27 protein-coding genes are annotated in these 26001 nt (G+C 74.9%); 9 read left to right on the forward strand and 18 right to left on the reverse strand.

The annotated features are described in order from the left end of the window. Positions 1-33: 33 nt before the first annotated feature. Positions 34-885 carry an endolytic transglycosylase MltG gene (gene mltG, locus ABZZ17_RS00235; protein WP_356870303.1) on the forward strand — a complete coding sequence of 284 codons (852 nt, stop codon included), beginning with the start codon at positions 34-36 and terminating at the stop codon, positions 883-885. Between the two features lie 15 nt (positions 886-900). On the opposite strand, the gene ABZZ17_RS00240 is transcribed toward mltG, so the two are convergent. The 14 genes from ABZZ17_RS00240 to ABZZ17_RS00305 form a co-directional block, all read right to left on the reverse strand. Beyond that, positions 901-1998 (reverse strand): NAD(P)-binding domain-containing protein, encoded by a 1098-nt coding sequence (locus ABZZ17_RS00240; protein WP_356870305.1) that lies wholly within the window; start codon positions 1996-1998, stop codon positions 901-903. Positions 1999-2005: 7 nt separating this feature from the next. Continuing rightward, on the reverse strand, positions 2006-3127 hold the full coding sequence (locus tag ABZZ17_RS00245; protein ID WP_356870307.1) for an LLM class flavin-dependent oxidoreductase: 1122 nt from the start codon (positions 3125-3127) through the stop codon (positions 2006-2008). After that, the gene (locus ABZZ17_RS00250) at positions 3127-4170 is read right to left on the reverse strand and encodes an ABC transporter substrate-binding protein (RefSeq protein WP_356870309.1); all 1044 of its coding nucleotides are present in this window, start codon (positions 4168-4170) and stop codon (positions 3127-3129) included. Before ABZZ17_RS00250 ends, ABZZ17_RS00245 begins: the two co-directional genes overlap by 1 nt. A gap of 67 nt (positions 4171-4237) precedes the next feature. Then, positions 4238-4960 carry an ABC transporter ATP-binding protein gene (locus ABZZ17_RS00255; protein ID WP_356870311.1) on the reverse strand — a complete coding sequence of 241 codons (723 nt, stop codon included), beginning with the start codon at positions 4958-4960 and terminating at the stop codon, positions 4238-4240. Beyond that, positions 4933-5838 (reverse strand): ABC transporter permease, encoded by a 906-nt coding sequence (locus ABZZ17_RS00260; RefSeq protein ID WP_356870313.1) that lies wholly within the window; start codon positions 5836-5838, stop codon positions 4933-4935. The genes ABZZ17_RS00255 and ABZZ17_RS00260 overlap by 28 nt, the downstream gene beginning before the upstream one ends. Positions 5839-5998: 160 nt before the next feature. After that, a complete protein-coding gene (locus tag ABZZ17_RS00265) occupies positions 5999-6082 on the reverse strand; it encodes a putative leader peptide (protein WP_349817350.1) in 84 nt (27 codons plus the stop codon). A 264-nt stretch (positions 6083-6346) separates the two neighbouring features. Further along, the gene (locus tag ABZZ17_RS00270; protein ID WP_356870315.1) at positions 6347-6832 is read right to left on the reverse strand and encodes a hypothetical protein; all 486 of its coding nucleotides are present in this window, start codon (positions 6830-6832) and stop codon (positions 6347-6349) included. Positions 6833-6839: 7 nt separating this feature from the next. Beyond that, positions 6840-7094 carry a hypothetical protein gene (locus ABZZ17_RS00275; RefSeq protein ID WP_356870317.1) on the reverse strand — a complete coding sequence of 85 codons (255 nt, stop codon included), beginning with the start codon at positions 7092-7094 and terminating at the stop codon, positions 6840-6842. A 140-nt stretch (positions 7095-7234) separates the two neighbouring features. Then, positions 7235-8590 carry a cytochrome P450 gene (locus tag ABZZ17_RS00280; RefSeq protein ID WP_356870319.1) on the reverse strand — a complete coding sequence of 452 codons (1356 nt, stop codon included), beginning with the start codon at positions 8588-8590 and terminating at the stop codon, positions 7235-7237. A 113-nt stretch (positions 8591-8703) separates the two neighbouring features. Further along, positions 8704-9393, reverse strand: a complete 690-nt coding sequence (locus ABZZ17_RS00285) for an HAD family phosphatase (protein WP_356870321.1) — start codon at positions 9391-9393, stop codon at positions 8704-8706. Positions 9394-9439: 46 nt separating this feature from the next. Further along, positions 9440-9949, reverse strand: a complete 510-nt coding sequence (locus ABZZ17_RS00290) for an Lrp/AsnC family transcriptional regulator (protein ID WP_356870323.1) — start codon at positions 9947-9949, stop codon at positions 9440-9442. A 25-nt stretch (positions 9950-9974) separates the two neighbouring features. Then, entirely contained in the window at positions 9975-10733 is a 759-nt protein-coding gene (locus ABZZ17_RS00295; RefSeq protein ID WP_356870689.1) for a DUF1295 domain-containing protein, read from the reverse strand. Positions 10734-10789: 56 nt separating this feature from the next. Continuing rightward, positions 10790-11548: a DUF1365 domain-containing protein gene (locus ABZZ17_RS00300; protein WP_356870325.1), complete on the reverse strand. Its 759-nt coding sequence runs from the start codon at positions 11546-11548 to the stop codon at positions 10790-10792. Further along, positions 11545-12828 (reverse strand): FAD-dependent oxidoreductase, encoded by a 1284-nt coding sequence (locus tag ABZZ17_RS00305; RefSeq protein ID WP_356870327.1) that lies wholly within the window; start codon positions 12826-12828, stop codon positions 11545-11547. The genes ABZZ17_RS00300 and ABZZ17_RS00305 overlap by 4 nt, the downstream gene beginning before the upstream one ends. A 254-nt stretch (positions 12829-13082) precedes the next feature. Here ABZZ17_RS00305 and ABZZ17_RS00310 point away from each other — a divergent pair, with 254 nt between their 5' ends. From ABZZ17_RS00310 to ABZZ17_RS00320, 3 genes are read left to right on the forward strand one after another with little or no spacing between them, the layout of a single operon-like run. Then, on the forward strand, positions 13083-14708 hold the full coding sequence (locus ABZZ17_RS00310; RefSeq protein WP_356870329.1) for an SDR family oxidoreductase: 1626 nt from the start codon (positions 13083-13085) through the stop codon (positions 14706-14708). Positions 14709-14724: 16 nt separating this feature from the next. Next, positions 14725-16098 (forward strand): deoxyribodipyrimidine photo-lyase, encoded by a 1374-nt coding sequence (locus ABZZ17_RS00315; protein WP_356870331.1) that lies wholly within the window; start codon positions 14725-14727, stop codon positions 16096-16098. 35 nt (positions 16099-16133) lie between these two features. Continuing rightward, a complete protein-coding gene (locus ABZZ17_RS00320) occupies positions 16134-17156 on the forward strand; it encodes a MerR family transcriptional regulator (protein ID WP_356870333.1) in 1023 nt (340 codons plus the stop codon). Here ABZZ17_RS00320 and ABZZ17_RS00325 read toward each other — a convergent pair. Then, entirely contained in the window at positions 17080-17793 is a 714-nt protein-coding gene (locus ABZZ17_RS00325; protein WP_356870335.1) for a sigma-70 family RNA polymerase sigma factor, read from the reverse strand. The genes ABZZ17_RS00320 and ABZZ17_RS00325 overlap by 77 nt on opposite strands. A 96-nt stretch (positions 17794-17889) precedes the next feature. Continuing rightward, entirely contained in the window at positions 17890-18609 is a 720-nt protein-coding gene (locus ABZZ17_RS00330; RefSeq protein WP_356870337.1) for a YoaK family protein, read from the reverse strand. Positions 18610-18676: 67 nt separating this feature from the next. Here ABZZ17_RS00330 and ABZZ17_RS00335 point away from each other — a divergent pair, with 67 nt between their 5' ends. From ABZZ17_RS00335 to ABZZ17_RS00355, 5 genes are all read left to right on the forward strand, one after another. After that, positions 18677-19270 carry a histidine phosphatase family protein gene (locus ABZZ17_RS00335; RefSeq protein WP_356870339.1) on the forward strand — a complete coding sequence of 198 codons (594 nt, stop codon included), beginning with the start codon at positions 18677-18679 and terminating at the stop codon, positions 19268-19270. A gap of 86 nt (positions 19271-19356) precedes the next feature. Then, a complete protein-coding gene (locus tag ABZZ17_RS00340) occupies positions 19357-19809 on the forward strand; it encodes a carboxymuconolactone decarboxylase family protein (protein WP_356870341.1) in 453 nt (150 codons plus the stop codon). Between the two features lie 56 nt (positions 19810-19865). After that, complete coding sequence (locus ABZZ17_RS00345) at positions 19866-21386, forward strand: APC family permease (protein WP_356870343.1); 1521 nt, start codon at positions 19866-19868, stop codon at positions 21384-21386. 28 nt (positions 21387-21414) lie between these two features. Beyond that, positions 21415-21837 (forward strand): universal stress protein, encoded by a 423-nt coding sequence (locus ABZZ17_RS00350; protein ID WP_356870345.1) that lies wholly within the window; start codon positions 21415-21417, stop codon positions 21835-21837. Further along, entirely contained in the window at positions 21837-23288 is a 1452-nt protein-coding gene (locus ABZZ17_RS00355; protein WP_356870347.1) for an MFS transporter, read from the forward strand. The genes ABZZ17_RS00350 and ABZZ17_RS00355 overlap by 1 nt, the downstream gene beginning before the upstream one ends. Here the strand turns inward: ABZZ17_RS00355 and ABZZ17_RS00360 are convergent. Then, positions 23248-24036 carry a hypothetical protein gene (locus tag ABZZ17_RS00360; RefSeq protein WP_356870349.1) on the reverse strand — a complete coding sequence of 263 codons (789 nt, stop codon included), beginning with the start codon at positions 24034-24036 and terminating at the stop codon, positions 23248-23250. The genes ABZZ17_RS00355 and ABZZ17_RS00360 overlap by 41 nt on opposite strands. A 101-nt stretch (positions 24037-24137) precedes the next feature. After that, complete coding sequence (locus tag ABZZ17_RS00365) at positions 24138-25769, reverse strand: FAD-dependent monooxygenase (protein ID WP_356870351.1); 1632 nt, start codon at positions 25767-25769, stop codon at positions 24138-24140. Between the last annotated feature and the right edge of the window lie 232 nt (positions 25770-26001).

Consider the following 26001-nt stretch of genomic DNA (forward strand, 5'->3'; position numbering starts at 1 on the left):
GAAATGCCACACTTCGCCGGTTAGCGTGCCCGTATGCGTCATGAGTACCGGCAGCCGCAGCGCCGCCCCCGGCTCACCCGCCGGGGCCGTCTGGCGCTCTTCCTCGGCACGCTGATCGCGCTCGGGGCCGCGGTCCTGATACCGCTGTTCCAGCGCGCGCAGGCGCCTGAGAAGCCGCGCCAGCTCGCGATCCCCGAGGGATGGCGCGCGCAGCAGGTGTACGCCGCGATCGACCGCGAGCTGAAGCTCCCGGCGGGCTCCGCCAAGGCGGCCGTCGCCACGGCCGGGCTGGACCTGCCCCCGGAGGCGAAGGGCAACCCCGAGGGCTACCTCTTCCCCGCGACGTACCCGGTGACCTCCGAGACCACCCCGGGCGCGCTCCTCGCGTACATGGTGCGGACCGCCCACCAGAAGCTCGCCACCCCCGCCGTCGCCGACGGCGGCAAGGCGCACGGCATGACCCCCTACCAGACGGCCACCCTCGCCAGCATCATCGAAGCGGAGGCCGACACCCCGGCGGACATGGGGAAGGTCGCCCGGGTCGTGCACAACCGGCTCGCGAAGTCGATGCCGCTCCAGATGGACTCCACCGTCAACTACGCGCTGAACCGCAGCACCGTGGACACCAAGCTCAGCGACACCCGCATCGACCACCCCTTCAACACCTACGAGCGCCAAGGCCTGCCCCCCACGCCGATCGACAGCCCCGGCCTGCGCGCCATGGCGGCGGCGGTCGCGCCCACCCCCGGGGACTGGCTGTTCTTCGTCACGGTGAAGCCGGGGGACACCCGCTTCTCGGCCACCTACGACGAGCACAAGAAGCACGTCGCGGAGTTCAACCGGCTGCGTGCCGCGGCGGAGCCGTCCCCCGCCCGCGGGACCTGAGACCCGGCCGGGCCGCTACCGGGCGAGCGAGGGCGCCGGGGTCCGGGCCGCCAGCAGGCGGCGGATCTCGCGGACCGCGGCGCCGCCCGCGCGGTTGGCGCCGACCGTCGAGGCGGAGGGTCCGTAGCCGCTGAGGTGGATCCGCTCGTCGCGCACCGCCCTGGTGCCCTCGACGCGGATGCCGCCACCGGGCTCGCGCAGCCGCAGCGGCGCCAGGTGGTCGACGGCGGCCCGGAAGCCGGTGGCCCACAGGATCACGTCGGCGTCCACGCGTCGGCCGTCCGCCCACTCGACGCCGGACGGGGTGATCCGGTCGAACACCGGGAGCCGCTCCAGCACCCCCGAGTCCAGTCCGGCCCGGACGGCCCCGGTCAGCGCCAGGCCGGTCACGCTCACCACGCTCCGCGGCGGCAGCCCCCGGCGGACCCGCTCCGCCACCCGGGCCACCGCCTCCCGGCCCTCGGCCTCGCCGAAGGCCCCGTCGCGGAACACCGGCGGCCGCCGCGTCACCCAGGTGGTCTCCGCGGCCACCTCGGAGATCTCCAGCAGGTGCTGGACCGCCGAGGTGCCGCCGCCGACGACCACGACCCGGGCCCCGGCGAACTCCTGCGGCCCCGGATAGCCGGCGGTGTGCAGCTGCCGCCCCCGGAACAGCTCCTGGCCCGGGTAGCGCGGCCAGAACGGCCGGTCCCAGGTGCCGGTGGCGTTGATCAGGGCCCGCGCGGACCAGGTCCCGGCCGAGGACTCCACCAGGAGCCGGCCCGCGGCCCCCTCGCGCACGGCCGTGACGTCCACGGGGCGGCGTACGCGCAGGCCGAAGCGCTCCTCGTACGCGGCGAAGTACTCCCCGATCACCTCGGAGGAGGGCCGCAGCGGATCGGCTCCGGTCAGTTCCATGCCGGGCAGCGCGTGCATGCCGTGCACCCTGCCGTAGGTCAGCGACGGCCAGCGGAACTGCCAGGCCCCGCCGGGGCGCGGCGCGTGGTCGAGCACCACGTGGCCGATGCCGGCCCGGGCCAGGTGGTAGGCGCCGGACAGGCCCGCCTGCCCGGCGCCGACGACCACGACGTCCACCTCTGCCGGTGCTTCCGCGTACCGCGCCGTTTCGTTCACGGTTCTACTAACCCGGGACGGTCACCCGGTCTTCCCGTCCGGCGAGGAGGCCGCGCGCCGCCAGTTCCGGGGTCACGCCCTCGCCGAACCAGTAGGCCTCCTCCAGGTGCGGGTAGCCCGACAGCACGAAGTGCTCGATGCCCAGCGCGTGGTACTCCTCGATCCGGTCCGCGACGTCGGCGTGGCTGCCGACCAGGGCCGTCCCGGCCCCGCCCCGCACCAGCCCGACGCCCGCCCACAGGTTCGGGGAGATCTCCAGCTCGTCCCGGGAGCCGCCGTGCAGGGCCAGCATCCGCTGCTGCCCGACCGACTCGCTCACCCCGAGCAACGACTGGGCGGTGGCGATGTCCGCGTCGGACAGGTCCCCCAGCAGCCGGTCCGCCGCGCCCCACGCCTCCTTCGCCGAGTCCCGTGAGATGGTGTGCAGCCGGATGCCGAAGCGGACCGTCCGTCCCCGCTCCTCGGCCAGCGAGCGGATCCAGTCGATCTTCTCCTTCACCTGCCGCGGAGGCTCCCCCCACGTCAGGTACACGTCGGCGTGCTCGGCCGCGACCGGACCGGCCGCCGCCGAGGACCCGCCGAAGAAGATCTCCGGCAGCGGGTCGGGCGGCAGCGCCGTCAGCCCGCCGTCGATCCGGTAGTGCTCACCCCGGAAGTCGTACGGCTTCCCGCCCCAGACGCCCCGTACGACGGAGAGGAACTCGGCGGTCCGCTCGTACCGGCGGTCGTGGTCGAGGTGGTCCCCGAAACGCCGCTGCTCCGCCGAGTCCCCGCCCGTCACCACGTTCAGCAGCAGCCTGCCGCGGGTGATGCGCTGGTAGGTGGCCGCCATCTGCGCGGCCAGGGTCGGCGAGATCACCCCCGGCCGGAAGGCCACGAGGAACTTCAGCCGCTCGGTGTGCTGCGCCAGCGCCACCGTCGTCAGCCAGGCGTCCTCGCACCAGGTCCCGGTCGGCGTCAGCACCGCCTCGAAACCGAGCCGTTCGGCCGCCTTGGCGATCTGGGCGAGGTACTCGATGTCGGGCTCCCGCACCCCGGCGGCCGCCCGGTTGGCGGCGTAGGCGTGCCGGTCGACGAGGGTGCGGCCGTCACCCCCGGTCGGCAGGAACCAGTGCAGGCGGACGGTCATCAGGAGTCCTTCCCGTACGAGCGGGGGGCGGTGTCGGAGGGCGGCAGGTCACGGTTGAAGCGGGTGTCCACGAAGTCCTTGAAGACGACCTTGCCGGGGATCAGCTTCAGCTCGGTGAAGGTGTCGGCGATCTTCTGCTCGGAGGCCACGGCCGCGTCGTCCACGGCGACGGTGACGCGGGTGCCGTTGCTGCGCTTGACCGCGTCGAAGGCCACCTCGTACGGCAGTCCGGTCTCCTTCGACCACACCTTGGCCCATTCCTCCGGGTGCTTGAACACCCAGTCCTGGGCGCGCTGGACCCGCTGGAGGTAGTCGGCGATGGCCTTGCTCTTCGCGCCGTCCTCCAGTGCGGACGGCGCGGCGACCTGGAAACCGAGGCCGTTGACGAGCCCCTCGCCGGAGGTGAGCACGCGCGCGCCGCCGCGCAGCACCTGGGACGTGTACGGATCCCAGACCGCCCAGGCGTCGACCTTGCCGCTGTTGAACGCGGCGAGCGCGTCCGCCGGCTGGAGCAGGGTGATCTGCACGTCGGACGGGGCCAGGCCGGCCTGCTGGAGGCTCGCGATCAGCTGGAAGTGCGCCGAACTGCCCTGGGCCACGGCGACCTTCTTGCCGCGCAGATCGCCGGCCGACCGCAGCGCGGAGTCCTTGGGCACGAGGATCGCCTCGCCCGCCGAGGAGCCGTGCGTGGCGCCCACGACGGCGATCTTCGACTTGGCGGCCGCCGCGAAGACGGGCGGGGTGTTGCCCACGCCGCCGATGTCCACGGCCTTGGCGTTGACCGCTTCCAGCAGCGGCGGACCGGAGGTGAACGTGGACCACTTGATCGTGTAGTCGAGGCCGTCCAGCTCACCGGCCGCGCGCAGCAGGGACTCGTAGCCGCCCTTCTGGTCACCGACGCTGAGCGTGACCTTGGCCCCGCCCTTGGCCCCGTCCGAGGAGGAGGGCGCCGAGCCGCTGTCGGCGGAGGCTCCGGCGCACGCGGTCAGGACCAGGGACAACGGGATCAGGGAGGCGAGCAGGGGCAGGGAGTTGCGTCTCATGTCGGTTCTCTTCGGTCTCTCGTGCACGGGCGGAAGGAAAGCGGGGGTGGGGGAGGGGGAGCCGGGTTCAGCCGACGCCGAGTTCACCGAGGAGCCGGGTCCGCAGTTCCGCGAACCCCGGGTCGCCGACCGAACGCGGCCGCTCCAGCGGCACCTGGGCGTCGTAGGCGATCCGGCCCTCGTCCATCACGAGCACCCGGTCGGCGAGCAGCAGGGCCTCGTCCACGTCGTGGGTGACCAGCAGCACCGCACAGCCGCGCCGCTGCCACAGCTCGGCCACCAGCTGCTGCGCCTTGATCCGGGTCAGCGCGTCGAGCGCCCCGAACGGCTCGTCCAGCAGCAGCAGATCGGGTTCGCGCACCAGCGCCCGGGCCAGCGACGCCCGCTGCGCCTCGCCGCCGGACAGCGTCTTCGGCCAGGCGTCGGTGCGGTGTTGCAAGCCCACCTCGGCCAACGCCCGCTCGGCCCGCTCGCGTTCGGGACGCCCGGGCAGCCCGAGGAGGACGTTGCGCCACACCCGCTTCCAGGGCATCAGCCGGGGTGCCTGGAAGGCCACCGCCCGCCGCTCGGGGACGAGCACCAGGCCCTCGATCTCGCGGTCCAGACCGGCCAGGATCCGCAGCAGGGTGGACTTCCCGCAGCCGCTGCGTCCCAGGAGCACGGTGAACTCCCCGGCGCGCAGCGCCAGATCGAGTCCGTCGATGACGGCCCGCCCGTCGAAGGCCCGGGTGAGGCCCTCCACCCGTACGGCGGCCCGGGGGATCACTGCCCCTTGAACGTCGGTCGCCATTGCAGCAGCAGCCTTTCGAGAGTACGGACGACGAGGTCGGCGGAGAGGCCGAGGAAGGCGTAGACGACCAGGCAGACGACGATCACGTCGGTACGGAAGAACTCCCGCGCCTGGTTCATCAGGAACCCGATCCCGGCGTCCGCGTTGATGGACTCCCCGAACACCAGGGCCAGCCAGGCCGTCGCCAGCGAGTAGCGCAGCCCGGTCATGAACCCGGGCAGCGCCCCGGGCAGCACCACGTGCCGTACCAGACCCCACCGGCCGAGCCCGAGGGCGCCGCCGGCCTCGATGAGCTGCTCGTCCACGCCGCGGATGCCGGCGTACACGTTCAGGTAGAGGTGGAAGGCCGTGCCGAGGGCGATCAGCGCCACCTTCGGCGCCTCCCCGATGCCCATCCAGATGATGAACAGCGGGATCAGACCGACCCAGGGCACCGTGCGCAGCATCTGCACGCTGGCGTCGATCAGGTCCTCGCCGAGCCGTGACAGCCCCGACAGCAGGGCGAGCACGGTGCCCGCGGTGCCGCCGATGACCAGGCCGACCGCCACGCGCTGGAGGGAGATGCCCATGGCCGCGGGCAGGGTCCCGTCCCCGATCAGGCCGATGGCCGCGTCGGCGATCGTCGACGGCGGCGCGAGCGTGTCCACGGGCAACACCCCGAAGGTGCTGGCCAGTTGCCACAGCGCGAGCAGGAGCAGCGGTCCGGTGGCCCGGCGCACCCAGCGCGGTACCGGTGTGCGCCGCGCGGAGGACGGCACCACGGGTACGAGGGCGGGAGCGGAGTCGGGTTCGGAGGCGGTGGCGGTACCGGCGGGCTGAGCGGCCGCCCCGGATCCCGTTTTGGGGGATATGTCGGGCGGCGCGTGGCCGATGCTCATGGAGGCTCCACGGAAGGGGAGAGGCGAGGAGGCGCACGCACCCGCACCGGCCCCGCACCGGTACGCCGCAGCGCAGGGCTACGGGACCGGTACGGCCGGGGAGTTCAGGGCGTGCGGAGGCCGAGCGCGGAGCGCTCGTGACACGAACGGGAAAAGGGCGTCAGCAGCCGCGGCGACACGCGGCGGAGGCCACCCGCAGCAGGTCGATGTGACCGCGCGTGGTGAGGAGGGCTGAACGCAACATGCGGCAGAACGTAGCCACCCGGGCGCCGGGGGGTCAATGCCGTCTCGGCCACTGGACACCGCGTCTCCGATATCGGGACGCCGGGTCCGTCTGAACGGGGCGAACACCCGCGGAACGGACCTCGTCCGCAGGGTGTGGCCACACGGGCGGCCGTCCGCGTACGCGACGAGCCGCGGGCGGGGCGGGCGCGCGGCCCGCCCCGCCCGCGGCGGGGGTGAACGTCCGACGGCCGCCGCGGCGGGCGGCCCGTCGAGGGGGCACCGGTCAGGCCGAATCCCTGATCCAGGCCGCCAGTTGCTCCGGGGTGGTCGAAGGGTCCGCCACCAGCGTGGCGAGTTCGTCCTCCCGGAAGGTGGCCGTGGTGACGGCCGGGCAGCGGTGGCAGGCGTCCACACCCGTCTGCTGCCACCACTGGCACCGGGCGCGGAGGTGGCACCGTGGGACCGCGCGGGTGTCCGCGTCGGCCGCGGGCAGGGCCAGGACCCGTTCCACCAGCGCGCAGTCGTCGCCCCGCCGGTTGACGCAGGCCGAGACGCAGTGCGAGGCGAAGCGCAGGACCCGCGTCGGCTCGATCCCGTCCGGCAGGGTGGACAGGACCTCCGGCGCCGGGACGGGATCGGCGAGGTACACCACCCGGCCGTCGGCCGCCGAACGGACACCGAGGACGACGGACTCGGGAGCCCGGGCCTCGCCGCTCGGACACCAGGTCGGCGCCGCGGCCGCGCTCTGCTCGCTTCCCACGGTGCTCACCGTCCCGTCAGCCTTCGATCGCGTCGTACGACTCGAGCACCTCACGGCCCACGGGGCCGCCTATGGTGCCCTGGAGCCCGAGGGCCTGCTCGTGCGCCACCGCCTGCGCGAGGTTCTCGTGCAGCTGCTCCACGGACGTGATCCGCGCGCCGGACGACGTGCGGTCGGCCGCGTTCGCCGCGCCGACCGCGGTGATCGCTATCCCCGCGGCCATCACGACCGCGGCGCCGCCGGCCGCCAGTTTGTTCTTCTTCATCTCCATCGAGCCCTCTCCTGGTCCGGGGCGGCGTGCTTCCCGCCGCCGCCGAGGCCCGAGACTAGGAGCGGAATTCGGCCCAAAGGGGCAGTTCCCAGGGGCAGTTGGCCCCGCCGCAGCTCAGCGCGGCGCGGTCGGACGTGAGGTCAGCGCGGCCGCAGCGTCGCCGGGACCGGCCCCACCGGCTGGAGGGTCAGGCCGGGGAACACCTTCGCCGGCACCGGCCCGGTGTCGAGGTGGAAGCGCTGCCCCAGCACCGCCAGCACCAGAGCCGCCTCGACCAGCGCGAACCGGGCCCCCAGACAGGCCCGGGGCCCCCCGCCGAAGGGGAACCAGGCGTGCTCGGGCACCGGCCGCGGGGCGTCCGCGTCCCACCGCTCGGGCCGGAAGGCCAGCGGCTCGGGGAACCAGCGGGCGTCACGGTGCACCGACCACGGGCTGGTCCACACCGAGGTCCCGGCCGGAACCGGCCGTCCGCCGAGCCGCGCGCCCTCGCCGGCCACCGCCGAGATCAGCCAGATCGGCGGGTAGATCCGCAGGGCCTCCTTGACCACCTGCCGCGTCCAGGGCAGCCGGGCGTAGTCCTCGTACCCGGGGAGCCGCCCGCCGAGCACCCGGTCCAGCTCCTCCGACAGCCGGGCCCTGGCCTCCGGTGCCCCCGACAGGAGCTGCCAGGCCCACGTCAGGGTCGTGGAGGTGGTCTCGTGGCCGCCGATGTACAGGGTCACGGCCTCGTCCCGCAGTTCCCTGCGCGACAGCGGCTCCCCGTGTGCACCGCGGGCCGCGAGCAGCCGGCTCAGCAGGTCGTCGCGTTCCTCACCGGCCGCGGCGGCCGCCTCGTGCTCCCGTACGACGTGCTCGATCTCCCGGTCGAGGACCGCTACCGCCGCGCGCATCCGGCGCCGCCCCGGCGTGCGCACCCACGGCGGCAGGAACAGCGTCAGCCCCCGGAACTCCGCCCCCAGCTCCCGCTGCGCCGTGGCCATGGCGGCGCTGATCGGAGCCTCCCGGCCGGCCGCGTCGCCCCCGAACAGGGTGCGCACCGCGATCCGTTGGGTGAGCCCGGCCATCTCCCGGTGGACGTCGATCCGGGCACCCGGAGCCCAGCCGGAGGCGAGGGCGTCCGCGCACTCCACCATCGTGGCGGCGTACGCGCGCACCTGCCGCGGCCGCACCGCGGGCTGGACCAGCGCCCGCTTGCGCCGCCAGTCGTCCCCGGTGGCGACGACCACCCCGTTCCCGAGGAGGCTGCGGAACGCCCAGCCCAGTTCGGTCGGCCGGAAGGTGTCCTCGACGGCGCCGAGCAGTTCGCCGGCGTGCTCGGGCCGGGAGACCAGCACGTTGCGGCGGGGTCCGAGGGCCCACGGCACCCAGTCGCCGTACTCGTCGCGCAGGGACTCGAAGAAGGCCAGCGGATCGCGGGCGAAGGCCGGCAGGTTCCCGACGAGGGGCCACCGGCGCGGTCCGCGCTCGGCTCCCCGGGACAGCGGTGGGGCGGTCACCGGGGCATGGTGCCAGCGCCAACGGAAGGGCGCCAGGGTCCGGACGGCGGCTGCCGGAACCCGCACCGGCGGGACACCTGCGCCCAGCCACCCGGCAGACTCCGCGGTGAAGATCAGGCCGCGCCGCGGCCCGCCCCGTGCGCGGTCAGCCAGTCGTGGGCCGCGTCCGCGCTGAACTGCGCCTGACCGCCCGCGAAGAGCAGGCCCGCGCCCGCGAAGGCCGGGTCGTCCGCGGTGGCCGCCACGTACGGGACCGCCACGCAGGCCATCCCGGCGGCCCGGGCGGCCTCGGCTCCGGGCGCCGCGTCCTCGATCACCACGCAGTCGGCCGGCGCGGCTCCGAGCCGGCGGGCCGCCTCCAGGAACACGTCCGGCGCGGGCTTGCCGTGGGCGACCTCCTCGGCGGAGACCACCGTCGTCAGCAGGGCGTCCAGTCCGGTGCCCACGAGCACGGCGTCGATCGCCTCGCGCGAGGAGCCCGAGGCCACCGCCATCGGCACGCCCCGCGCGTGCAGCCGCTCCACGAAGGCGCGCATCTCGGGGAAGGCCTCGGTCCGGGTGCGGGCCAGCTCCAGGTAGGCGGCGTTCTGCTCCGCGAGGAGCTGCTCGACCGGCGCCCGCAGGCCGTACCGCTCCTTGAGGACCTCCAGCGTTTCCAGGGTGCCGATCCCGATGAAGCGGGAGTGCTGCTCCCACGTGAAGTCGGGGACGCCGTGCCGCTCCAGGGTGAGGCGGCCCGACTCGTAGTAGTTCGGCTCGCTGTCCACGAGGGTGCCGTCGAGATCGAATATGACGGAAATCATCCGCTGTGCCCGTCCTGCCGGTCGTGTGCCTGTCCCCGCCATCCTGTCAGGGTTTGCCCGCTGCCCTGTCCGCGGCCGCACTGGTCCCCGCCGCCCTGCCCACCGCCTCGACCAGCGGCAGCAGCCGGTGCGCGACCCGCTCGCGCAGCGCCACCTCGGTCCGCGTCCGGACCACTCCCGGCAGCCGGATCAGCTGCTGGATCACGTCCTCCAGGTGCGCGTTGTCCCGGGCCGCGACCCGCGTCAGCAGGTCCCCGCCGCCGGTGATGGAGAAGGCCTCGATGATCTCGGGCACCGCGGCGAGGGCGTCGCCGACCTCGTCCAGGTGCCCCTGGGTCACCTCGATGTGCACGAAGGCCAGTACGGGATGCCCGAGCGCGGCGGGGGACAGCGCCGGACCCGTCCCGGTGATCACCCCGGTCCGCTCCAGCCGGTCCAGCCGGGCCTGGAGCGTGCCCCGCGCCACCCCGAGGATCCGGGCGTACTCGCGGACGCTGGTGCGCGGCTGCTCGATCAGCAGGCGCAGGATCCGGGTGTCGAGCTCGTCCACGGCCATGCCGCGACTGTACCAATGGCCCGGTTCATCCGGATCGGGTCCGGCCGCCCCGGGCCGGCGGCCACGGCAGGAAACCACTGGTCCGCGCCCGGTACTCCGCGTATCCCGGACGGTCCGCCATGTGCCGCTCCAGCAGCCGCTTCCCGCTGCCGCCGATCAGCAGGTACGACATCACCAGCGGTGACACCACGGAGACCGCGGCCGCCTGCGCGGACCCGGCGGCGACCAGGAAGATCCCCCACCACACGCAGAAGTCGCCGAAGTAGTTCGGGTGCCGGGTCCACGCCCACAGGCCCCGGTCCATGATCTTCCCCCGGTTCGCGGAATCCGCCCGGAACCGGGCCAGCTGCCGGTCCCCGACCGCCTCGAAGAGCAGACCGCCCAGCCACAGCGCCGTCCCCGCCACCGCGAGCCCGCCCGGGGCGCCGTCCGCGTACGCGCCCGCCTGCACCGGCAGCGAGACCAGCCAGACCAGCGCCGCCTGGAGCAGGTAGACCGTGCGCAGGGCGTACAGGTTCCGGCTCCCCGGGGCCCGGGCCAGCATCCGCTCGTACCGCGGGTCCTCCCCGTGCCCCCGGCCCCGCCACGCGATGTGCCCCGCCAGGCGCAGCCCCCACACCACCGTGAGCACCGTCAGCAGCAGGGCCCGGCCGCCGCCCGCGCCCGAGATGCCGCCCGAGACCCCGTACGTGGCCAGCGCTACGGCCGCGAAGGCCGCGCCCCACGCCACGTCGACCACCCGGTGCAGGCCCGTGCGGACCCCCACCGCGAAGGCGGCGAGCATGACGGTGAGGGCGGTACCGGCGGCCACCGCCAGGTTGATCCCGAAGCCGCCCCAGTTCACCGCGTCCCCCTCGCGCCGGCCGCCGGCACACCCGCCGGGGGCACCCGGGGCGGTCGGGGGCGGACGGGGGCCCCGCGCAGCCACAGCCGGACCCCGTGGAAGCGGATGCCCACCGCCACGGCCGCGGTCGACCAGGGGTGCCGCAGCGCCGCGCGCAGCACTCCCCGTACGCCCGCGGGCCGGCGCCTGCCGCGCACGGTCGCCGTGAGGCGGACCCCGTCCGCACCGCCCGCCAGGCGCACGCTCAGCGCGAGCTCCGTCCCCGGCTCCGGCATCCGCATCGCGTAGGCGCCGTCGGCCCCGAGGAAGGGGGAGACGTGGAACTCCTTGGGAACCGTGGCCGTTCCCCCGGCGGCCTCCGGGCCCAGCAGGTAGCAGTGCCGGCCGCCGTACGTGTTGTGCACTTCCGCGACCACGTGCAGCAGGGCGCCGTCCGGGGCGCGGCACCAGTACACCGAGAGCGGGTTGAAGACGAAGCCGAACACCCGGGCGTGCGCCAGCATCGACACCCGCGCCCCCGCCGGCAGCACGACCCCGCGCGACGCCAGGAAACGGTCCAGGCCCGCGCGGATGCCGGGCTCCCCGCCGCCGAAGTGGTCGCGGGCGTCGAAGCGGGCGAGCACGCGCACCGGCCACGGCAGCCGCGGCGGCTCGGCGAGGTCCACCAGCCACAGGTACGTCCGGTGCCGCAGCCGGTACGCCGGGACGCCGGCCCGCACGTGCCGGATGTCCGCCTCGTACAGCGCGGCCCTCACCACCCCACCCCCAGCGCGGCCGCCGCGGCCACGCCCGACCGGCAGCCGTCCTCGTGGAACCCCCACCCGTGGTAGGCCCCGGCGAACGCCGTCACCGGCCCCGACAGCCCGGGCAGCAGGCGCTGCGCCGCGACCGACTCCGGCGTGTACACCGGATGCTCGTAGACCATCTCCGCCAGCACCAGGTCCGGCCGCACCCGCTCGTCGGCGCCCAGCGTGACCACGTACGGCTCCGGCGCGTCCAGCCCCTGGAGCCGGTTCATGTCGTAGCTGACCTGCACCGGAACCTCCTCGTCCGGCAGGCACCCGGACAGCCGGTAGTTCCAGCAGCCCCGGGCCCCGGCCGCGCGCGGCAGCACCGAGGCGTCGGTGTGCAGGACGGTCCGGTTGCGGGAGTAGCGGAAGGCGCCGAGCACCGCCCGCTCGGCGTCCGTCGGATCGGCCAGCATCCGCAGCGCCTGGTCGGCGTGGACGGCGACGACCACCCCGTCGTACCGGGCCCGGGACCCGTCGGCGGTCGTGACCAGCACCCCGTCCGGGGTGCGGGCCAGCTCCCGCACCGCGGAGGCGACCCGTACCGCGCCCGCGCCCAGTTCCTCCCGGACCCGCTCGACGTAGCGCGCCGAACCGCCCTCGACCGTGCGCCAGCTCGGCGAGCCGCCCACCGACAGCAGCCCGTGGTGGGCGAGGAAGCGGAACAGGTAGCGGGCCGGGTAGCGCAGCGCGGTGCCCGGGGGACAGGACCACACCGAGGCCACCAGCGGGATCGCGAAGTGCCCCGTGAAGTACGCGCCGAAGCCGCCCCGCTCCAGGAACTCGCCCAGGGTCGGCTCACGGGCCCCCTCGGGCAGCGTCAGCAGCCGCCGGGCCTGCCGGTGGAACACCGGGACCTGCGCCAGCATCCGCAGGTACGCGGGCCGCAGCGCACCCCCCGGACGGGCGAACAGCCCCCGCGGGCCCCGCGCCCCCGCGTACTCCAGCCCGCAGCCCTCGCAGTGCACCGACAGGCTCATCGTCGTCGGGCGGCTGGCCACGCCCAGCTCACGGAAGAGCCGCAGCAGGTGCGGGTACGTCCGGTCGTTGTGCACGATGAAGCCGGAGTCGACGGCCCGGACCCGGCCGTCGGGGCCCTTCACCTCGTGGGTGTGGGCGTGCCCGCCCAGCCGGTCGTCGGCCTCGTAGAGGGTCACCTCGTGGCTGCGGGCCAGCACGTACGCCGCCGTCAGCCCGGACACGCCCCCGCCGATCACGGCGGTGCGCGGTCGTCCTCGTTCGGTCATCTCGCTCCCTCCTTCACCGTTGCTTCGGAGCCGGAGGGGGTTCCGGATGTGTCCCGGGGCGGATCCGCGCATCCGGTCGGCGCGGTCCGGGCGAATCCCGTACGACGGCCGCCGCGCCGGGCAGGCCGCCCGCCCGGGGTACGACCGCCGACGGGGGCCACGAGCGCCGGCCGCCCGCGGCAGACGGCCGGGTACGACGGGCGCCCGGCTCCCGGACCGGCGACGATGAACCGGCCACGACGAGGGAGACACCCATGACCGGGGACACCGCCACGACCGGCACGACACCCACGACCGGACCGCTCTGCCTGGTCACCGGCGCCACCGGCTACATCGGCGGCCGACTGGTGCCCGAACTCCTCGACGCCGGACACCGCGTCCGCTGTCTGGCCCGCTCACCCGAACGGCTGCGCGACCACCCCTGGGCGGGCCGGGCCGAAGTGGTGCGCGGGGACGTCACCGACGCCGAATCCGTCGCGTCCGCCCTGCGCGGCGTCGACGTCGCCTACTACCTCGTCCACGCCCTCGGCACCGGCCACGACTTCGAGGACCGGGACCGCACGGCCGCCCGGATCTTCGCCGAGCAGGCCCGCGCGGCCGGGGTCCGCCGCATCGTCTACCTCGGCGGGCTCACCCCGACCGGCATCCCGCCCCACGACCTGTCCCCGCACCTGCGCTCCCGCGCCGAGGTCGGACAGATCCTGCTCGCCTCCGGAGTGCCCACCACCGTGCTGCGCGCCGCCGTCATCATCGGCTCCGGCTCCGCCTCCTTCGAGATGCTGCGCTACCTCACCGAACGGCTGCCCGTCATGGTGACCCCCAGCTGGGTCGGCACCCGCATCCAGCCCATCGCCGTCCGCGACGTCCTGCGCTACCTCGTCGGCAGCGCCGGCATGCCGCCCGAGGTCAGCCGCGCCTTCGACATCGGCGGCCCGGACGTGGTGACGTACGAGGAGATGATGCGCCGCTACGCCGTCGTGGCCGAACTGCCCCGACGGCTCATCCTGCGCGTCCCGATGCTGACCCCGCGCCTGTCCAGCCACTGGATCGGCCTCGTCACCCCCGTCCCGCGGGCGCTGGCCCGCCCGCTCGCCGAATCGCTGCGCCACGAGGTGGTCTGCGACGAGCACGACATCGCCGCCTACGTCCCCGACCCGCCGGGCACCCCCATCGGCTTCGACCGGGCCCTCGACCTGGCCCTCCAGAGGGTCCGGGAAGCCGACGTGACCACCCGCTGGTCCTCCGCCTCCCTGCCCGGCGCCCCCAGCGACCCGCTGCCCACCGACCCCGACTGGGCGGGCGGCAGCCTCTACGCCGACCGGCGCGAGCGGGCCGTCGACGCCTCCCCCGAAGCCCTGTGGCGGGTGGTCGAGGGCATCGGCGGCGACAACGGCTGGTACTCCTTCCCCCTGGCCTGGGCCGTACGGGGCTGGCTGGACCGGCTCGTCGGCGGCGTCGGCATCCGGCGCGGCCGCCGCGACGCCGCCCGGCTGCGGGTCGGTGACTCCCTCGACTTCTGGCGCGTGGAGGAGATCGAGCCGGGCCGCCTGCTCCGCCTGCGCGCGGAGATGCGGCTGCCGGGCCTGGCCTGGCTGGAGATGTACGCCGACCCGGCCCCCGACGCGGACACCGACCCGAAGACGGACGCCGGAACCGGCCCGGGGCGGCGGACGCTGTACCGCCAGCGGGCCCTGTTCCACCCGCACGGCCTCCTCGGCCACCTGTACTGGTGGAGCGTGTCCCCCTTCCACGCCGTCGTCTTCGGCGGCATGGCCCGCAACATCGCCCGCGCCGCCGAACGCCTCGACGGGGCACCGGCCCCCGCATCCGTCCGGGCCCCCGCCGCCGAAGAACCCCACGACAGCCGTCCCCAGCCCTGACGCGGAGCCGACAGCCATGAACATCGCGGTGGTCCTGTACACCTCCGACCTGCGCCTGCACGACCACCCGCCGCTGCGCGCCGCCCTCTCCTCCTGCGACCGCGTCGTCCCCCTCTTCGTCCGCGACCGCGCCATCGAAGCCGCGGGCTTCGCCGCCCCCAACCGGCTGGCCTTCCTCGCCGACTGCCTCGCCGACCTCGACGCCGGCCTGCGCGAACGCGGCGGCCGCCTCGTGATCCGCTCCGGGGACGCCGTGGCCGAGGTCTGCGCCCTCGTCCAGGAGACCGACGCCGACGAGGTGCACATGGCGGCCGGGGTCAGCGCCTACGCCCACGCCCGCGAGGAACGGCTGCGCGCCGCGCTCGAAGCCCGCGGCCGCCGCCTCTACGTCCACGACACCGTGGTCACCGCGGTCGCGCCCGGCGCCGTCCTCCCGGCCGGCTCCGACCACTTCGCCGTCTTCACCCCGTACCTGCGCCGCTGGTCCGAACTGCCCGCGCGGACCCCCGCCCCCGCCCCGCGCACCGTCCCCGTCCCCCCGGACATCGGCTCCGACCCCCTGCCCGCCCGCGGTGCCGTCACCGGCACCTCCCCGGGCCTCGCCCGCGGCGGCGAACGCGAGGCCCGCCGCCTCCTGACGCACTGGCTGCGCGACGGCATCACCCACTACGAGGACGTCCACGACGACCTCGCGGGCGACGCCACCTCCCGCCTCTCCCCGCACCTGCACTTCGGCACGCTCTCGCCCGCCGAGGCCGTCCACCGCGCCCGCGCGGCCGGCGGCCCCGGCGCCGAGGCCTTCGTCCGGCAGCTGTGCTGGCGCGACTTCCACCACCAGGTCCTCGCCGCCCGCCCCGCCGCCGCCACCGAGGACTACCGGCCCCGCCAGGACCGCTGGCGCACCGGAGCCGACGCCGAGGAAGAGGTCCGGGCCTGGAAGGAGGGCCGCACCGGCTACCCCGTCGTCGACGCCGCCATGCGCCAGCTGCGCCACGAGGGCTGGATGCACAACCGGGGCCGGCTGCTGGCCGCGAGCTTCCTCGCCAAGACCCTGTACGTGGACTGGCGCACCGGCGCCCGGCACTTCCTGGAACTGCTCGTCGACGGGGACCTCGCCAACAACCAGCTCAACTGGCAGTGGGTGGCGGGCACCGGCACCGACACCCGGCCCAACCGGGTCCTCAACCCCGTCCGCCAGGGCCTGCGGTACGACCCCGACGGCAGCTACGTCCACCGCTGGGTGCCCGAACTCGCCGGCCTGCCCGCCCCCCGCGTCCACGAGCCGTGGCGGCTCCCGGCCCCGGAACGGGCACGCTACGACTACCCGGACCCGGTGGTGGACCTCGCCGACGGCCTCGACCGCTTCCGGCGGGGACGGGACGGTACGTGACGCCCCGCGCCGGTCCCACGGCGTACCGTGAACCGGTGGACCCCGAGCCGCCGCCCCCCGGACCCCCGCAGGACCTCCCCGACGCCGCCCTGAGCACCGGCGCCGTCGCCCGCCGCCTCGGGGTCTCCCCGACCACGCTCCGCTCCTGGGAGCGCCGCTACGCCATCGGCCCCGCCCGGCGCGAAGACGGCCGGCACCGCCGCTGGACCCCCGAGGACATCGCCCGCCTCGACCTGATGTGCCGGCTCACCGCGCGGGGCGTACCCCCGTCCGAGGCGGCCCGGGCCGCGCTCGGCGGAGCCCCCGGCACCTCCGCCGCGAGCGGGCCGGCCGCCGCGACGCCGGGCGGGCGCGGTGCCCTCCCCCTCGGGGAGGCGCGGCCGGAGGGCCGGGGGCTCGCGCGGGCCGCCGTACGCCTGGACGCGCCGGCCGTGGCCGAACTGCTCGACGCCGCCCTGGCGGAGCACGGCCTCGTCACCGCCTGGGAGGAGATCATCGCCCCGACCCTGCACGCGGTCGGCCGCAAGTGGGCCTCGGCGGGGGAGCGTTACATCGAGGTCGAGCACCTGCTCTCCTGGCACGTCTCCGCCGCCATGCACCGCGTCCGCCCGGCACCTCCCCGGCCGGGAACGGCCCCGGTGCTGCTCGCCTGCACCCCCGGCGAACTGCACAGCCTGCCGATCGAGGCACTGGCCGCCGCCCTCGGCGAACGGGGCCTGCCGGTACGGATGTTCGGCGCCGCACTGCCCGCCGAGGCGCTGTTCGACGCGGTGCGGCGCACCGGCCCCCGCGCGGCCGTGCTCTGGTCGCAGTCCCGGACCACCGCCGACCGGGCCCTGGCCCGCTCGGTGGCCGGCATCGAATGGGGACTGCGCGGAGCCCGGGGCCGTTCGGCGCTCCTCCTCGCCGGACCCGGCTGGGGCGGCGGCACCCAGGCCCCGCGCACCGAGCGGCTGTTCGGGCTGCGTTCGGGACTGGAGGTCATCTCGGCGCTGGCAGCCGGCCCGGCTCCAGCGACCGGCGCAGCAGGTGCAGCGCCCGCCGCATGTGGCTCTTGACGGTGCCCAGCGGAAGCCCCGTGCGGGCGGCGATCTGGGTCTGGCTCAGGTCGGCGTAGAACGCGAGGCACAGCACGCGCCGTTGCGCCGACGGCAGCCGGGCCAGCTCCCCGAGGACCAGGACCCGGTCCAGGGCCCGCTCCGGCTCCGGCCGCCCCGGGTCACCGGGGTACGGGGCGAGCTCGTGGACGGTGCCCGCGGCGGCCGCCACCGCCCGGGCCCGCCGGGTCCGCGCCTCCAGGGCGTCGGCGATCTTGTGGCGGGTGATGCCGGTGAGCCAGGCCCCGAGTCCGCCGGGCCCGGGGCGGTAGCCGGCCCGGCCGCGCCAGGCGGCGAGGAACACCTGCTGGGTCACGTCCTCGGCCTCGCGGTCGTCCCCCAGCGAACGCCGGGCCAGGGAGTGCACCAGGGGCCGCCAGCGCCGGTACACCTCCTCCACGCAGCGCTCGTCCCCGGACACGAACCCCGCCGCGAGACCGGGCGGCGACCCGTCGGCCGGCCTGACCGGGGCGCCGGGGCCGCGGGCGCCGGTGTCACCCGCGTCGGCGGTGGCGACCGCGCCGGCGCGGCGGGCGGTCCGGGGGGCGGTCCGGGGGGCGTCCCGCCTCCCGGGTTCCTTCGGGTCGTGGTCGTCCATGGCCCGAGCGTCTCCGGCGCGGCCGCCCGGGCCAACTTGCAGCGTTTCCGCATCGAATTCCCCAGGGCCTCCCGAAGGGAGGGCCGGCGGGGGGACTCAGCGCCCGCCGGTGTGCAGCGAGGGCCGCGCCAGGTACACCAGCGCCACGGCGAAGACCACCGCGGCCGCCGGCAGGAGCAGCCAGTTCACCGTCCAGCCCGCCCGCAGGAGCAGGGCACCCGTCAGCCCGCCGGTGAACATCGCCGTCACCGCCCACGCCCGCCGCCCCCACGAGCCCGTGCCGTACCCGAGGGCCATGTCGTGGCCGAGGGCGGAGCCGCCGAGGAAGGCGGCCATCGACCGGGTGACCAGGGTCGTCGGCACGCCCGGCACGTTGACCCGCATGCTCGTGACCGTGCGCAGCCCCATCGCCACCGCCAGGACGCAGGTCGCGAACAGGTGCCGGGCGGCGGGATCCCCGTACCGCGGTTCCAGGCCCCATCCGATGCACGCGGCGCCCAGGATCAGCGTCCCCTCGACGCCCAGCCCGGTCACGAACCAGTGCTGCCCCCGGACCTCCATCGCCGCCTCCAGCCGGGCCCCGGCCACCGTGCCCGCGGCGAAGGAGACCAGCGAGAGCGCCGGGGCCAGCGCGGGCAGGTTCCCCTCGTGCGCCAGCCCGAAGGCGAGGAACAGCACGTTGCCGGTCTGCATCGCCGTGAACACCGGACCCAGGGCCAGCAGACTGACCGCCTCGACCAGCCCCGTCACCCAGGTCAGGACCACCAGCATCACGGTCAGCGGCGCGGGCCGGACCGGTCGCGCACCCATGTTCATGACGTCCGAGCGTGACACGCCGACCCCGGGGCGACCGGCACCGACATGCGGCCGTAAGGTCCGGCACATGAGTGATCTGCTGCTGGTGAGACACGGGGAGACGGCCTGGAGCGCCGACGGACGGCACACCGGACTGACGGACGTGCCGCTGACGGCCCGCGGGGTCGAGGAGGCCATCTCCCTGGCCCCCTTCTTCCTCGGCCGGCAGCCGGCCCTCGTCCTGACCAGCCCGCTGAGCCGGGCCGTGGCCACCGCGCAGCTCGCCGGGCTGAGCGACGGCGTCCCCGAGCCGGACCTCCACGAATGGGACTACGGCGGCTACGAGGGCATCACCACCGCCGAGATCCGGCGGACCCGGCCCGACTGGTCGCTGTGGACCGACGGGGTTCCGGCGGGCGGCGTCCACCATCCGGGCGAGGACGCGGCCCAGGTCGGCGTCCGCGCGGACCGGGTCCTGGCCCGGGCCGCCAAGGCCCTGAACGAGAACCGGGGCGACGTCGTCCTGGTCGCCCACGGACACTTCCTGCGCGTCCTGACCGCCCGCTACCTCGGCCTGCCCCCCACGGAGGGCCGCCTCTTCCTGCTGCGCACCGGCACGGTCAGCACCCTGTCGACGGAACACGGACTGCCGGTCATCGCGGGCTGGAACACCCGCCCCTGAAACCCGGCTCCGCCACGGAATTGACCCGGGATCCCCGCAGGGAAATGAACCCTCCTGCGGGCCGATTCCCCTTCTAGGTTCTTCACATGACCACTTTTCAGGTTCCCGAGCGCATGAACTTCTCCGCCGTCGCCCCCAAGGTCTTCAAGGCCGTCCTGGCCCTCGACGGCGCCGCCCGGCGCGGGCTGGACCCGGTCCTGCTGGAGCTCGTCCAGATCCGCGCCTCCCAGATCAACCGCTGCGCCTACTGCATCGACTACCACGCCACCGACGCCCGCAAGGGCGGCGAGTCCGAGGAGCGGATCTACCAGCTCAGCGCCTGGCGGGAGTCGAGCCTGTTCACCGTCGCCGAGCGCGCGGCCCTCGCCCTGACCGAGGAGGTCACCCTGCTGCCCGGGGGCGTCTCCGACGCCGTCTACGACGAGGCCGCCCGCCACTTCGGCGAGGAGCGGCTTGCCCAGCTGATCGCGCTGATCTTCACCGTGAACGTCTGGAACCGGATGAACGTCACCACCCGCAAGACCCCCGGCACCGAGTAGCCCGCCCGGCCCCGCCCCGCCTCGCGCGGCGGGGCCGCGTGCGTGACCATGCGTGTATGGGCGACGGTGACGGCGGCGGGCCGGGCGGCGGGGCGATCCGGGACGCCGTACCCGAGGAAGACACACTCAAGGCCAATGCGATCGGGTTCCTCGACGCGCTCGTCATCGGCCTGAACTCCACCTCGCCCGCCTACTCGCTGGCCGCCGTCATCGGCCCGATCGTGGCGCTGGCCGGGATCTACGCGCCCGGCGTGATGCTGGCGTCGTTCGTCCCGATGCTGCTGATCGCCGCCGCCTTCTACTACCTCAACAAGGTCGACCAGGACTGCGGGACCACCTTCTCCTGGGTGACCCGGGCCATGGGCCCCTGGGCCGGCTGGCTCGGCGGCTGGGCCATCGCCATGACCGGCGTCCTCGTCATCGGCTCCCTCGCCGACGTGGCCGTCCACTTCGGCCTGCTCGCCGCCGGCCTCGACGGCTGGGCGGCGAACGAGCTCGTCCGCCAGTCCCTCGCCGTCCTGGTGATCCTGGTGATGACCGCCATCTGCGTCATCGGCACCGAGATGTCCGCCAAGCTCCAGAACGTCCTGATCCTCGCCCAGGTCTTCTTCCTCCTCGTCTTCGCCGTCGTCGCCCTCTACCGTGTCTACGCCGGGACCAGCAGCCTCGACGGCATGCGGCCCTCCCTCGCCTGGCTCAACCCCTTCGGAGCCGGCGGTGCCGCCCTGACCGGCGGACTGCTGCTGGGCGTCTTCATCTACTGGGGCTGGGAATCCGCCGTCAACCTGACGGAGGAGGTCGAGGACTCCGCGACCGCCCCCGGCAAGGCCGGCATCTGGTCGACCGTGGTGCTCCTGGTCACCTACCTGTCCGTCGGCTTCGCCGTCGTCGCCTACGCGGGCACGCGGTTCCTCGCGGAGAACGCGACGGAGGAGGAGGCCGTCTTCGCCGTCCTCGCCCACGAGGTGCTGGGCGGCTGGGACTGGCTGGTGCTCCTCGCCGTCTGCACCTCCGCGCTCGCCTCGACCCAGACCACGATCATCCCCGCCTCCCGCACCGCGCTGTCCATGGCCCGCCGGCACGCCCTGCCGCCGCGCCTCTCGCACATCCACCACCGCTTCCGCACCCCGGACGTGAGCACCTGGTGGGTGGCGGGCATCGCCATCGGCTGGTACCTCGTCGTCAACCGGATCAGCGAGAACGCGCTCCTCGACTCCCTGACCGCGCTCTCCCTGCTCATCGCCTTCTACTACGCGCTCACCGGCCTGGCCTGCGCCATCTACTACCGCCGGCACCTGCTGGAGAACCTGCACAACTTCGTGCTCATCGGTCTGGGCCCCGTCGTCGGCGCCGGACTGCTCACCTGGCTGCTGGTGGAGTCCATCGGGGACATGTCGGACCCGGAGAACTCCGCCGGCGGCGTGTCCTGGTTCGGTCTCGGCCCACCCCTGGTCATCGGGATCGCCATCGCCGTCGTCGGCGTCCTCGTCATGTGCTTCTGGCGGCTGCGCGACGGCACGTTCTGGCAGGAACGGCGCGGGGTGGCCGACCCCGAACTCGTCCACGCCCGGAAGTAGCCACGCACCGAAGCAGGAGGGTCCCCCGATGTCCGTGGTCCTCGGATACGACGAGTCGCCCGGTGCGGAGCGCGCCCTGGAAGTGGCCCTGGAGGTCGCCACCGCCTTCGGCGAGCCCCTGGTCCTCGTCTACGGCGCGAACGCCCCCGGCGCCACGGGAGAGGAGTACCGCGCCCACCGGGAGGCCGTGCGGCAGGCCGGCCGCAGCGCGCTGGCCCGGGCCGTCACGGCCGCGGACGAGGCGGGCGTCCCCTCGACCGTGGAGATCGTCGACGACAGACCGGCCCAGGCCCTCCTCGCCGCCGCCGAACGCCACCGGGCGCGGGTCATCATCGTCGGCAGCTGGGGCGACAGCCCGATGCGCGGCGCCCTCCTCGGCTCCACCCCGCACAAGCTCCTGCACCTCTCGCCGGTCCCGGTGCTGTGCGTCCCCACGGGGAACGGCCCCTGATGAGCACCCGCGCCGCAGCCCGTCCGGGGCGCGGCCTCTTCTCGCCCCGGGACCGCGCGGTGATCGCGGCGGCCGCCATCTCCATGCTCCTGGTGCAGATGGACTGGTTCGCCCTGAACCTCATGCTCCCCGCCATCGGCCGGGACTTCCACACCCCGACCACCGACCTCCAGTGGCTGGTCAGCGGCTACATGCTCACCCTGGGCGCCCTGATGATCACCGGCGGGCGGGCCGCCGACCTGCTGGGCCGCAGACGCGTCCTCGTCGCGGGCCTCATCGGATTCGGCGTCGTCTCCGTCGTGTGCGCCGCCGCCCAGAACACCGCCTGGCTCACCGCCGGCCGAGCGGTCCAGGGCTGCACCGCCGCGCTCGTCCTGCCCGTCTCCGTCGCGGTGGTCACCGCCTACTTCCGCGACGACCGCCAGGGCCGCGCCGTCGGCACCGTCCTGGCTTTCAGCGCCGTCGGCACAGCCCTCGGCCCCTTCATCGGCGGGGCCTTCGCCGAACACGTCAGCTGGCGCGCGGTGTTCCTGCTGAACGTGCCGTTCTGCCTGGCCGCCGCCCTGCTCCTGCTGCGCTACGTCCCCGAGACCCGGGACGAGGGGTCCCGCCACGGGCTGGACGTGCCGGGCGTACTGACCCTCGCGGGCGGACTCAGCGCGCTCATGATCGGCGTCGACCAGGGCGGGCACTGGGGCTGGGCGTCCCCCCAGACCCTCGGCTGCCTCGCCGCCGGGGCCGCACTGCTGGCCGCCTTCGTCGTCGTCGAACGCCGCTCCCGCGAACCCCTGCTGGACCTGGCCCTGCTGCGCAACGGGCCCTTCGTCGCCGTCACGCTCGCCGGATCCCTGTCCAACATCGTCTACTGCCTGGTCGCCGTCTTCTCCGCGCTCTACCTCCAGCAGGCCCGCGGCCTCTCCCCGCTCGACTCCGGGCTGATCTTCCTGGCCCTGTCCGTCGGCGTCGGCGCCGCCAGCTACTGGTCGGGCCACCTGGCCCTGCGGGTGCGCGCCGAGACCCTCATGGCCGCCGGAATGCTGCTCAGCGGGATCAGCCTGTTCGCGCTGACCCAGGTCACCTCGCTCGCCGTCTACACCGCGGTCTTCGCCGTCGTCGGCATCGGTGTGGGCCTCAGCTGGGCCCTGACGAACGTGGCCACCCAGTCCTACGTCGAGGCCGGCCGGCTCGCGGCGGCGTCCGGCCTCGTCCTGACCTCCCTGGTCCTGCTCGGGGCCGTCGCGGTCGCCGTGGCCTCCACGGTGTTGGAGGCCCTCAGCGGCTCCGCCGCCCGCGCCGCCTCCGACGGCCCCGCCATCGAATCGATCCTGCGCGCGGCCGCCCTCCTCGCAGTGCTGGGCGCCGCCGCGATGGCCGTCGTCGTGCGCCGCAACCCGCGCCCGCCCGGGCCGCCTAGCGCGGGCCCCGGGAGAACTTCTCCCACTGTGCTGTGACGATCTCCCGCGGCACCCCGCCGAAGTCCTTCGTGTCGATGATGTCCGAGGAGAAGGACAGCGTCACCGGACCGGAGCGCACCAGGGTGAGGTACTGGTACAGGGAGACGTCCTTCTCCTTCACGTCCTGCGTCACGATCCGGTAGGACCGCGCCTCGTCACCGAGCGCGGGAGCCTCGACCGGCTCCACGCGCAGGACCTTCGCGTCGGTCACCGCGCGTTCCTCCGTGTAGCCGCCCCCGCACCGCTCGCCCGCCTCGGCGAGGGACCTCATCGCCGATCCGGCCGCGGCGGCGTCCCGGTAGGAGCGCAGCAGGACCTCGGTGCCGACTTCGAGGGGTTTGCCGGGTACGCGCACCACCGCGAAGGCCTGGGCCGTGTGGCCCGCCCCGCCGAGGGTGGTCAGCGGTCCGCACACCGCCGGGTCGGCCTCGTACATCTCGCTGAACGGCTCGTCGAGCACCGGCTCGCCCACCTCGTACGGGCCCGCCTTCTCCCCGGCCGCGAGGACGAGGGCTTTCAGCCGCCCGGCGTCCGGCCCGGGCGTTCCCGCGGGGGTTCCGGCGGGGGTTCCGGCGGGCGTTCCGGCGGGGGTGGCGCTCGGGTTCGGGCTCGTGCTCCCCGTGGGCGAGGGCGCCCCGGACGCGGCCTTCCCCGCTGCCGCCGGGCCGCCGCCCCCGCACGCGGCCGTCGCCGCCAGCAGCGCCGCCCCGGCCGCGCAGGCCGCCGCCGTCCGTACGCTCCGCACTCTCCGGCCGTTCCAAGTTCCGCGCATGCCGCTGCCGCCCCCCGTGATCGTGTGCTGGCCCGATTGTGCAGTACGCCTGCGGGCCCGCCCCCGGCGGTACCTCAGTCCCGGAAGATCCCCGCGAGGTACGCGGCCACCCCCTCGGCCGTCGGCGGGCTGATCCGCGCCCCGACATGGCCGTCGGGCCGCACCACGAACGCCGTCGGCGCCGCGGCCCCGTAGAGCCGGCGGAACTCGCCCCGCCCGTCGCGGTACACCGGCAGGGCGGCGGCCCCGGCGGGCGCGGTCCCGCCCTCGGTGAGGACCGCGTACGCCGCAAGCCGTCCCCCGGGCAGCCCGCCGATCAGCTCGGCGAGCGCGGGGACGCACGGGTCCTGCGCGCCGTCGGCGTACAGCAGGAGCACGTGCTCGCGCTCCCGCAGCAGGTCGTACAGCCGCAGGGGATAGGACGGGACGTCCCCGAGCAGCCCGCCGCAGTCGGGGGCCCGGTCACCGGGCCGCGGCCCGGCGCCGTCCGGCGGGGACGTCCTGACGATCGGACTGTCGCGGTAGCCGACGAGCAACTGGGCCTCCCGCATCATCAGCGTCGCCGGATCCTCCGGGTCGGCCTGGACGCCCTCGGCGGCGTGCCGGACGGTACGCCCGACGACCTCCTCGCCGACGGGCCGCCGCTCGGCGTCGTAGCTGGCGGCGAGCCCCGGCTGCGCCCGCCCCCCGACGGCCACGGCGAGCTTCCACGCCAGGTTCCAGGCGTCCTGGATGCCGGTGTTCATGCCCTGCGCGCCGGTCGGCGGGTGGATGTGCGCCGCGTCCCCGGCGACGAAGACCCGCCCGTCGCCGTACCGGTCCACGATCCGGTGGCTGATCCGGAAGACCGACGACCAGCGCATGTCCGTGGCGGTCACCGGCTGCGGGGACAGCCGGTCCAGGACCCCCTGGACGTGGGTGAGCTCCGGGCTCCGCCCGGCCTGCAACCCGTGCGCCACCCCGTCCCCGCCCCCGTCCCCGTCCCGCGGCGCGGCCAGTCCGGGCGGCACGTTCATCGACACGCGGTACCGGCCCGGTCCGGGCAGCGGGATGCACACCAGGGTGCCGTCGACCCGGCCCTCCGCGTCCCGGTGCATGGACCGCACCGCGTACCCGTACGGCAGGTCCCAGCCGATCCGCACGTCGGCCAGCATGTACTCCTCCGGGAAGGCCCCGCCCTCGAAGGCGAGCCCGAGCCCCTTGCGGACCGCGCTGTGCGCCCCGTCGCAGCCCACCAGGAACCGGGTGCGCAGCTCCTCCTCGCCGTCCGGGCCGGTCAGCCGGCCCGTGACCCCGTCGGCGTCCTGGTCGAACGACACCAGCTCGGTACCGCGCTCGATCCGGGTCCCGAACCGCGCCAGGTGCTCCTCCAGGAGCCGCTCGGTCTCGTACTGCGGCAGCGAGGCGAACCCGTAGGGCACCTCGGGCGGCAGCGACAGCTCCAGCCGGCCCCGCTCCTCGCCGTTGACGTAGACCAGCTGCCCGCGCAGGGGGACGGCCACGTCGAGCGCGGCCCGCACCAGCCCCATCCGGTCCCAGACCTCCAGGGTGCGCGGCTGGATCCCGACCGCCTTCGCGTACGGCAGCCGGGCCGGCAACCGGTCCACGATCCGACAGGCCACCCCGCGCCGGCGCAGTTCGACGGCGGCCGTCAGCCCCACCGGGCCCGCGCCCACGATCAGGACGTCCGTCGCGTAGCCGTTCACGCTTCCATGATTCGCGGCCCGGGGCGGTCCGGCCACCGGACGGGCGACCGGGCGGGGAGAGGTCCGTTGGCCCTCATCTGGCCGAAGATCACCGGGCCTGACTGGGCCGTTGGCCCACCGTTCGAGGCCTCACTTGAGCCATTGCACCTCCAGGTGGTTATCTGTGGCGTATCCAAGTACTTACGGCGCCACGCAGCGCCGGACGGCAACGAGGCCGGTCCGGACCGTGGCG

Source organism: Streptomyces sp. NPDC006512, assembly GCF_040611935.1.
Classification (GTDB): Bacteria; Actinomycetota; Actinomycetes; order Streptomycetales; family Streptomycetaceae; genus Streptomyces.